Here is a 9,325-nt window from a genome sequence, read left to right as displayed (position 1 = left end):
AAGATAAGAAAAGGACGGCCTGTTCGGGACCGTCCTTTTTTGATGCGTTATGTTATTTTAGCACTCTTCCGGTGTACCTGTATTTGCAGCGGTACGGAAAGAGGATCCGCAGCCGCAGTTTGCAATGGCATTGGGATTGTCGATTGTGAATCCGCCGCCCATCATAGATTGTTTATAATCAATTTTTGTACCATTTAAGATAGGTGCATCTTCCTTGCTGACAAGAACCTGAATTCCATAGTGCTCTGACTGGATATCACCTTCCTCAGCTTCATGGGCAAACCCCATTCCATAGGAAAGTCCGCTGCATCCGCCACCTTTAACGGCTACACGCAAGAATGCATCTTCTTCCTCATTTTGTTTCATCATTTCTTTTATATGCAAAGCTGCTGCTTCTGTTATATCCACAACTTTTTCCATGTTATTCCCTCCTGTCATATAAGGATACTTCTATACTCATAGTATATACAGTAAAAGGTATGTGCTCAACTTAAGAGACTTTTACTTTTTCTAATTTTTTTCTGTCACAGCCGAAATAATAGTTCTTTATACTCAGATGGCGCAGTGATAATGGTATAATAGTCTTAAAAATTATCCTCGGAGGTGTCATTCTATGCAGCAATTAAACCCTACTTATGATAAAAAATACGAATGCAGAGTCTGCAAACAGAGTTTCACCACTAAAAAACTCCGCTCCAGATTTGTAAAAGCAGCTGATTATGACAGTGATTTCTGCCCAAACTATTCTGATGAAAGCATGAACCCTCTTTTATATCATATTCAGACCTGCCCGCATTGCGGCTACTCAGAATCAGAAGATTTTTCTCCTTATTTCCCGCCGGGATCCCTTGATTTGATCCATTCTAAAGTTGTGAATGCCTGGATTCCCCAGGATTACTGCCAGGATCGATCCATCATTGTTGCTGTCAACACCTATAAGCTTGCTCTATATTGCGGAACTTTAAAAAGGGAGAAGCATATTACTTTGGCTGGTTTACATGTCAGACTCGCCTGGCTTTTCCGGAGTATAAAGAATGCTGATCAGGAACAGCGCTTTTTGAAGCTTGCTCTAAAGGAATACCTGGAGTCTTATATATCTGATGACTTTAAGGGATCAACCATTTCTGAAACGAGAATCTTTTATCTGATCGGGGAGTTATCCCGAAGGACGCAACAGTCTGAACAGGCTGTTAAATATTTTTCAAAAGTTATTGAACTGCAAAGCCGCTCCACTGAGCCAAAGTTAATTGAAATGGCAAGAGAACGATGGTATGAAATGAGGGAACAAAAAACTGCCGCTAATTAAGGAATAAGAAAAGGAGCGAAATTTAATCGCTCCTTTTCTATATTAAAACATCGGATTTTCATCCAGATATTGATATATATTTTCAACCAGTTCATCTGGTGTTTCTCCAGTTACCACTTCTCCGTTCACAAGCGCAAAAAGTGTGCTTGCACATTTGCCGCAATACCCGAGACAGCCATATTCGATGACATCCAGATCATAATCCTTTTCCAGCTGTTCAAGCGCTTTTTGAGAGCCGCTGGCCAAATTGCTGATGCAAAATTCGATGATTGGCTTAATCACATCTTTCACCTCTCTACCCTGTTAATGCTACCTTTTTTACCCGAATTCTGCAAGAAAGTGATTTCATTCCTATTTCTTTTTAGTATGCATAATTACCACTTCATGTCGTTTATTGTCAAGTTTCCTGCTGATTTGTGTTGTGATTTTGTCACAATTTCGTTATACTTTTTATGGGTTTGAGGTTAATAATATCATTTATTTATTTTTTCAAGATAACTAATAAAGTTTATTTTTAGGTTCGGTAACAGCAATCAGTACGGACATAAAGGGGAAATATACTATGAAAAACCTTGTGATACTTGGCGGAGGCTATGGCGGTATGAGGGCACTTGCCCGACTTTTGCCTAACCAGCTTCCCGATGATGTCTCTATTACACTAATAGATCGTGTGCCTTATCATTGTTTAAAGACTGAATATTACGCTCTAGCTGCCGGTACCATTTCAGACCAGCATGTGCGTGTATCCTTCCCTGAACATCAAAGATTGACCATTAAATACGGTGAAGTGACAAAAATCAGCATTGAGGAAAACAAGGTATATCTTCAGGACGAAGAGCCTGTTTCGTATGATGATATAATAATTGGACTTGGATGTGAAGATAAATACCATAATGTTCCAGGAGCTGACATTCACACATATAGCATCCAGACAATTGAAAAATCCCGCAGAACGTATCAAGCTTTAAATAATCTATCACCAGGCTCTGTTGTTGGAATTGTCGGTGCCGGATTAAGCGGAGTGGAACTGGCTTCAGAATTAAATGAAAGCCGTCCGGATTTGAAAGTCAAATTATTTGATAGAGGGAAGCATATTCTGTCAGCCTTCTCTGAAAGATTGAGCACATACGTAGAAAATTGGTTCATAGAGCATAATGTTGAAATCATTAACCAATCGAATATTACTAAAGTAGAAGAAAAAACCCTTTATAATCATGACGAAGCCATCCACTGTGATGCCATCGTATGGACCGCCGGCATCCAGCCGACCAAAGTGGTTCGGGATATGAATGTGGAAAAGGACCCGCAAGGACGAGTAGTCTTAACCAGGCATCACAATATCCCCGGGAATGAACATGTCTATGTGGTAGGGGATTGTGCAAGCCTACCGCATGCACCAAGTGCACAGCTTGCTGAAGGGCAGGCAGAGCAAATCGTTCAAATCCTATTGAAACGCTGGAAAGGCGAGGACCTTCCTGAAACATTGCCAGTTATCAAGCTTAAAGGAGTCCTTGGATCACTGGGCAAAAAGCATGGATTTGGTCTGGTCGCAGAACGTCCTATCACAGGCCGCGTTGCCCGCCTGTTGAAATCCGGAATACTATGGATGTATAAATACCATAATGGATAATAAAAAATGAGCATCCTGATCGATGCTCATTTTTTTATTAAACTGCCTGGTATCCGTACTTTTCCATTTCCGCATAGATCGTTTTTAATTTTGGATTGCCTTCACCGACAATCTCATCTTCAAGCAGGACAACCGGGTAAAACATATCTTCTTCTATCACTCTTAGTGCGAATTCTTTTTTGTCCTCTTCTTCAGGTGGATTATGAATGTCAACATACACGATTTTAAAAGGCTGATTGGCAAACTTCCGGGATAGTGCTGCCTCCAGCCATTCATAAGTTTCCTTGGATGATGGCAGATTCACACAGCTTGGACAAAGCTGCTCTGCACCATAAACAGTGATTTCGATCTCTTTTTTCACTCTTCTCTCCCCCTATGCAAAACTTGTTCTTCCCTCCATTTTACAACATTAACATTGAGCAGCATATGAAAAATATTCTCCTAATGAGTGGAAATTACGTTCTTGGAATAGATTTTTAAGACTGATTTGATTATAATAAATGTATGGAAAGGAGTCGATTTCACATGGCAGAACAAACAACTATGACTGAACAAGTTCAGGAAGTATTAGATAAATTGCGCCCATTCCTTCTTCGCGATGGCGGGGACTGTGAATTGGTGGATGTTGAAGATGGCATCGTTAAATTGCGCCTTCTTGGTGCATGCGGCAGCTGCCCAAGTTCAACGATTACGTTGAAAGCCGGTATTGAGCGTGCTCTTTTGGAAGAAGTACCTGGTGTCGTCGAAGTAGAACAAGTATTTTAATTTTTCCTTTGCAAAAAGCGATGTCTGCATGACATCGCTTTTTTATATTGTTTGGCCTATCTCCAGCTCAACTAAGCTTTTTTTTAAAACCGTACAGCCTTCCTGATCAATTTTCAGTGGCAGGATTTCCATGTCCGGGAGCAGCCTCTGAAGCCCTTCTGCCACTGCGGGAGTACATCCTGTCTCAGCCAAGCAGAGAACTGCCGGCCCCGCACCGCTTAACGCAACTCCAAATGCTCCGAGCCCTGGTGCAGCTTTTTCAATGACTTCCAAGTGCGGAACCATTTTCTTTCGGTAAGGATGATGAAATAAGTCTCCGCTCATCATCTTGCCTGCGAGGGGGAAATTCCCGCTGAGCAAGGCTGCTACCATGACATTGCCGACTGCCCCGGCCTGGACAGCTTTCCGAAAGGACCATTCTGAAGGCAGAACGCCTCTGGATTCCTTTGTAAGGAGCTCTTCTTTCGGGACCACTGCTATAACATCAAACTCTATACTTTTTATACTCTGAACAGATACCTCTTCCTCTGACAGGCAGCCAATAACGAGGCCTCCTAGAAGGGAGGCTCCTGCGTTATCAGGATGGCCCTCCATTCGGGAAGACAGCACCAGCTTCTCGTACTGAGTCAGCTGGAGTCCGCAAAGCACATCAGCCAATTCGATTCCCGCTACAATGGCTGCAGCACTTGACCCAAGTCCCCGTGTGAGAGGAATTTCACTCGAAATGCGGGCTTTGCATCCCGGAAGCTCTCTACCATATTTCTTCGCAGTAGCCATTGCAACTTGAAAAATAAAATTGGATTCATCCGAAGGGTAGATGCTTAGCGCCTCTGATAAAGGAATCATTTCAAACTTGTCTGCCTTCTCTGCTTCAAGCGTCAAATATAAATTTAAGGCAAGGCCAATCGAGTCGAAGCCTGGCCCGAGATTTGCCGTGCTGCCGGGTACTTTGATGACAACCATTTCACCTTCGCTCATATGTGAACGGCTCCCTTGATATGGTCCGCAACTGCTTTTTCATCATTAGGCAGCAAAACTGGCTTAACAGGGCTGCAATCAATGGCTGTATTTGGATCCTTCAGCCCGTTCCCAGTCAGGATGGCCACCACTTTTGTTTTATGAGGAATCTCCCCATTACGCAGCTGTTTATATACCCCCGCAAGTGAAGCACATGAAGCCGGCTCAGCGAAAATCCCTTCAGATGAAGCAAGTTTACGGTACATGCAAAGAATCTCTTCGTCGCTGACTTCATCAATTTTTCCATTTGATTCTGACAATGCTGCATTGGCTAAATGCCAGCTCGCAGGATTTCCGATTCGGATGGCTGTGGCGATCGTCTCAGGACTTTCAAATACACGGTTATGGACAATGGCTGCTGCACCTTCGGCCTGTACTCCGTGCATTCTTGGAAGACCTGTCCCTCTTTCTTCGTTGTATTCTTTAAACCCTTTCCAATAGGCAGAAATATTGCCGGCATTACCCACTGGCAAAGCAAGGATATCAGGAGCGCTTCCAAGCTGGTCGCAGATTTCAAAGGCCGCTGTCTTCTGTCCTTCAAGACGATATGGATTAACCGAGTTTACGAGAGTAAAAGGTTCTGTTTCGCTAATTTTCCGTACCATTGCAAGCGCCTGGTCAAAATTACCTTCAATTGATACAACTTCCGCTCCATACATAACTGCCTGTGCAAGCTTCCCCATGGCAATTTTCCCTTCAGGGATGACAACTACGCATCTCATGCCCGCCCTTGCTGCATATGCCGCCGCAGCTGCAGAGGTATTGCCTGTGGAGGCACAGATGATTGCATCGCTTCCTTCTTCTTTCGCCTTTGCAACTGCCATAACCATGCCTCTGTCTTTAAATGACCCTGTAGGATTTGCTCCTTCCGTTTTCACATAAAGGTCAATGCCCCAGTCTCTTGAGAGCTTATCCAGCCTGATCAGGGGAGTATTGCCCTCATTTAAAGTAAGCATTGGTGTATTTTCACTAACTGGCAAATAGTCTTTATATGTTTTTATGAGGCCTTCCCATCTCATACTCTGGCGCTCCCTTCCACACGATACGAACTTTTGATTGATTGAACTGCCGGCAAATCTCTTAAACTTACTAAAATATCCTCATAATCCTGAAGGGATGCCTGGTGGGTAACCAGCACAATCTCAGCAAGCCCTTTTTCCTTTAGAGGAAGCTGCAGGATCTTCTCGAAGCTAACATGATGCTCTGAAAAAATGGATGTGATGTTGGCAAATGTCCCTACTTCATCTTTTACATGCATTCTTAAGAAATACTTCGAATAAATTTCATCTGCATCTTTTAATTTCTTATCATATTGAGGAACTGCCGCGCTTTTTCCATTGACGCCAAGACGCATATTTTTCATGACTCCAACAAGATCCGATACCACAGCTGTAGCTGTAGGCAGACTGCCTGCCCCAGGTCCGTAGAACATCGTTTCCCCTACAGCTTCACCGTAAACATATACTGCATTGTATTCATCCTGAACCGATGCAAGTGGATGAGACTCGGAAAGCAGTGTCGGCTGGACACTTACTTCCACCTTCTCCCCCTCCCGATGGGCAATCCCGATCAGCTTCATGATGTACCCAAGCTGCCTGCCGTACTGAAGGTCTTCTTCCGTAATATCCGTAATGCCTTTAACCTTAACATCATCAAGGTCAATATTCATGGAAAAGCCAAGTGTAGACAGGATCGCCATTTTCCTTGCTGCATCAAGGCCCTCCACATCTGCAGTCGGGTCGCTTTCCGCATATCCCAGCTCCTGGGCTTCTTTCAGGACGTCCTCATAAGCGCTCCCATTCTTGCTCATTTTTGTTAAAATAAAGTTCGTTGTCCCATTCACAATGCCCATCATTTTTGTAATTCTGTCTGAAGCCAAACCATCTACCAGCCCTCTTAAAATGGGAATGCCGCCGGCAACACTTGCCTCATAAAAGAGATCACACCCGTTTTGAGCGGATGCAGCCAGCAATTCAGGCCCGTATACCGCCATCAGGTCCTTATTTGCCGTCACTACATGCTTTCCATTATCCAACGCTTTCTTTAAATGGTTTTTAGTTTCCTCTATGCCGCCCATTACTTCAATCACTACATCTATATCTGCATCATTTAAAATGTCTTCAGGATTAAGCGTCAGCAAATTCCTGTCCACTTTAACGGCTCTGTCTTTATTTACATCTTTAACAAGAACTTTCTTTACAACAACCGGACAGCCGACCTGGTGCATAAGCTTATCCTGGTGTTTCTCAATGATTTGCACGACACCCGATCCAACTGTTCCTAACCCTAATAAACCAATTGAGATTGATTCCACGCTAGCTCCCCCTTAAAGTGTTCACTATGTAAGTACATTTGTATTTGTATAGTAGACATTATAGGGGGCGATCAGGATTTTTACAATAGGCAATTTTCCAAAAACGGTAAATGAAAGCGCTTAACATACTGTTTTATTGCGCTTAAATCTTTTTAAAATTTTTTTCTATCAATAAAGGCACCCATCATGGATGCCTTCATCACTTCTATTTGACCGGTGTTTTCGGTTTCTTTTCTGATAGAACAAGATCAATGTTTTCCACACACAGCTGCATCATTCTATAGCGTGTTTCTATGCTTGCACTTCCGATATGGGGCATGGCCACAACATTTTTCAGCTCTAACAGCGGATGTCCGGCGCCGATTGGCTCTTCCGCAAAAACATCCAATCCCGCAGCCGCAATTTCACCTGCCTTCAGTGCTTCATATAGATCATGTTCATTTACTACAGGCCCTCTGGAGGCATTCACGAAAACAGCGTTGTCTTTCATCTTCCGGAACGCACTTCGGTTAAATAAATTTCTTGTTTCTGCTGTCAATGGTGTCAGACAGACAACAAAATCTGACCGTTCGAGCAGCTCATCAAAGCTGACATATTGAGCTCCCAGTTCCTGCTCTGCATCCGGCTTCCTCGAACGATTGTGATACAGGATTTCCATGTCAAATCCCGCGGCACGCTTTGCCACTGTTTTTCCGATATTCCCCATTCCTACAATTCCGATTGTTTTATGATGCACATCCTGGCCTGCCAAAAGGAGCGGACTCCAGCTCTTCCAATCGCCTTTCTTCACAAACTCCGCAGCCTCCACCATTCTGCGGGCAGCAGCAAGCACAAGGGCAAATGTCAGGTCGGCGGTTGAATCATTTAATACCTCTGGTGTATTGGTAACTGTAATTCCGAGCCTCTTTGCTGTTTCAACGTCCACATTATCATAGCCGACAGCCATATTGGCAACAACTTTCAGCTTCTCTCCCGCTTTCAGAACTTCCTCATTTACAGTCTCTGACAACATGGTTAGAATGGCATCTGCCTTTCCCGCTTCCTGCAGAAATACATCATAAGGAACCGCCACATCTTCCCGATCCCACATTTCAACAATGTATTTTTCTTTTAAAGTGGCGATAACATCTTCAGGCAGCTTCCTGCTGATAAAAACATATGGTTTCATTGAAATATCCCCTTTTCACATTCTCAGCTTACTTTTCCTTTCGCCAAGAAAGAGGGAATTCCCTGCCTTTTTTCAGCTCTTAATCCAATTCACCAGAGGAATCCTTAGTTTTTTGATCGGAACTTCGGCAAATTCAAAAAACCCGCCCAGAAAGCGCTCATGGTCATCAGACTGCCATAGATACTTCTGCAATCTCTCCTGAAGCACCAGCTTCTGCTGTTCAGAATCGGCGCCATAATAATTTTCTACTGTTTCAAAATAATGGAGGGGAAACAATAGACGGGCGTAGTATAACCGCCATGAAAAAGAGGATAATCTTCCTACACTTTGATATTCCGATAAAAATTGGCGGAGTTCCGGCTGATACGTTTTGATATTACGGAAGTATTTTTCCCTTGTCCATTCAGCCAAATCTCTGGATGAGTGATCAAATGCCCAGTCAAATGGATTTTTCATATAATAATTGTCTCCCCAGGTGGAAGAAGTCAATCTTATATGACAAACGGTTCCGCTGTCTGCCATGCCGGGTTCATCGTCAAGCTCTGTATCCACAAGATACTGTATTGAATTTTCTGCCAGCCCCATATAGTAGGGAAATGACTCTAAAAACATTCTCTCAAAGTCATTTTCGGGTTTTTGGAATAGCATCTCATTCCATACCTTTTCCATTTGGTCAAGCCGCTGTTCCCAAAGCTGTTTCCATTGCCCGATTCTGCTCGTTTTTTTCACAGGAAAAGAAATACTCCTTCCTCTGTAATGGAACTTTGCCAGCTTTCGTCCAAACTGATTCTGCTTCCTGCTCAGAGTATGCCGATTAACTAAAATACAAAAGCGGCTATCATTCCAGTCAATGGCCTGCTTGCCTTCCTTCGTTTTCAAAAAAGTACTAATATTTCTATCACCGTTATTGGACAGGTGTTCTGCCATTCGGTCCAGTTCATCTAGCTCTTCTTCATCTGTATGCCCCGCAGGAACAAGCAAATAAAGATGCCCCTGCTTTCGGCATGCATCATATTTTCCGATTCTGATTGTATCTTCTGCTTCTATGCCAAATTGTTCTTTCAAAAGCTTTCTAAACATTAAATCACCTCAATTTAATAGGCTGTTTTCGCAAAGTTTGTTGCT

Annotated in this window: 10 protein-coding genes and 1 pseudogene; 3 read left to right on the top strand and 8 right to left on the bottom strand. The window is 43.2% G+C overall.

All coding sequences use genetic code 11. From position 1 onward, the window contains the following. Nucleotides 1-57: 57 nt before the first annotated feature. Entirely contained in the window at nucleotides 58-420 is a 363-nt protein-coding gene (locus tag CHI10_RS07140) for a HesB/IscA family protein (RefSeq protein ID WP_095243604.1), read from the bottom strand. A 193-nt stretch (nucleotides 421-613) separates the two neighbouring features. Between CHI10_RS07140 and CHI10_RS07135 the strand changes: the two genes are divergently transcribed. Next, on the top strand, nucleotides 614-1,306 hold the full coding sequence (locus CHI10_RS07135) for a DUF2225 domain-containing protein (protein WP_095243603.1): 693 nt from the start codon (nucleotides 614-616) through the stop codon (nucleotides 1,304-1,306). A gap of 42 nt (nucleotides 1,307-1,348) precedes the next feature. Here CHI10_RS07135 and CHI10_RS07130 read toward each other — a convergent pair whose 3' ends face one another. Continuing rightward, on the bottom strand, nucleotides 1,349-1,588 hold the full coding sequence (locus CHI10_RS07130) for a YuzB family protein (RefSeq protein ID WP_035331977.1): 240 nt from the start codon (nucleotides 1,586-1,588) through the stop codon (nucleotides 1,349-1,351). 280 nt (nucleotides 1,589-1,868) lie between these two features. Between CHI10_RS07130 and CHI10_RS07125 the strand changes: the two genes are divergently transcribed. Continuing rightward, a complete protein-coding gene (locus tag CHI10_RS07125) occupies nucleotides 1,869-2,936 on the top strand; it encodes an NAD(P)/FAD-dependent oxidoreductase (protein WP_095243602.1) in 1,068 nt (355 codons plus the stop codon). A gap of 37 nt (nucleotides 2,937-2,973) precedes the next feature. Here CHI10_RS07125 and CHI10_RS07120 read toward each other — a convergent pair whose 3' ends face one another. Continuing rightward, nucleotides 2,974-3,297 (bottom strand): YuzD family protein, encoded by a 324-nt coding sequence (locus CHI10_RS07120; RefSeq protein ID WP_095243601.1) that lies wholly within the window; start codon nucleotides 3,295-3,297, stop codon nucleotides 2,974-2,976. Nucleotides 3,298-3,479: 182 nt separating this feature from the next. On the opposite strand from CHI10_RS07120, the pseudogene CHI10_RS07115 reads away from it, so the two are divergent. Beyond that, nucleotides 3,480-3,701: pseudogene (locus tag CHI10_RS07115) on the top strand (NifU family protein); the annotation flags it as partial. 42 nt (nucleotides 3,702-3,743) lie between these two features. On the opposite strand, the gene thrB reads toward CHI10_RS07115, so the two are convergent. The 5 genes from thrB to yutH form a co-directional block, all read right to left on the bottom strand. Continuing rightward, complete coding sequence (gene thrB / locus CHI10_RS07110) at nucleotides 3,744-4,679, bottom strand: homoserine kinase (RefSeq protein WP_095243600.1); 936 nt, start codon at nucleotides 4,677-4,679, stop codon at nucleotides 3,744-3,746. Beyond that, nucleotides 4,676-5,737, bottom strand: a complete 1,062-nt coding sequence (gene thrC / locus CHI10_RS07105; protein WP_095243599.1) for a threonine synthase — start codon at nucleotides 5,735-5,737, stop codon at nucleotides 4,676-4,678. Before thrC ends, thrB begins: the two co-directional genes overlap by 4 nt. Beyond that, a complete protein-coding gene (locus CHI10_RS07100; protein ID WP_095243598.1) occupies nucleotides 5,734-7,032 on the bottom strand; it encodes a homoserine dehydrogenase in 1,299 nt (432 codons plus the stop codon). Before CHI10_RS07100 ends, thrC begins: the two co-directional genes overlap by 4 nt. A 205-nt stretch (nucleotides 7,033-7,237) precedes the next feature. After that, complete coding sequence (locus CHI10_RS07095; RefSeq protein WP_095243597.1) at nucleotides 7,238-8,200, bottom strand: 2-hydroxyacid dehydrogenase; 963 nt, start codon at nucleotides 8,198-8,200, stop codon at nucleotides 7,238-7,240. A 72-nt stretch (nucleotides 8,201-8,272) separates the two neighbouring features. After that, a complete protein-coding gene (yutH, locus tag CHI10_RS07090; protein WP_095243596.1) occupies nucleotides 8,273-9,280 on the bottom strand; it encodes a spore coat putative kinase YutH in 1,008 nt (335 codons plus the stop codon). Nucleotides 9,281-9,325: the final 45 nt, after the last annotated feature.

It is taken from the genome of Bacillus sp. 7894-2 (genome assembly GCF_002272225.1).
In the GTDB taxonomy this organism is placed as follows: Bacteria; Bacillota; Bacilli; order Bacillales; family Cytobacillaceae; genus Cytobacillus.
The sequence above is the reverse complement of the archived record's forward strand: the minus strand, read 5'-3'. Positions and strand labels throughout refer to the sequence as shown.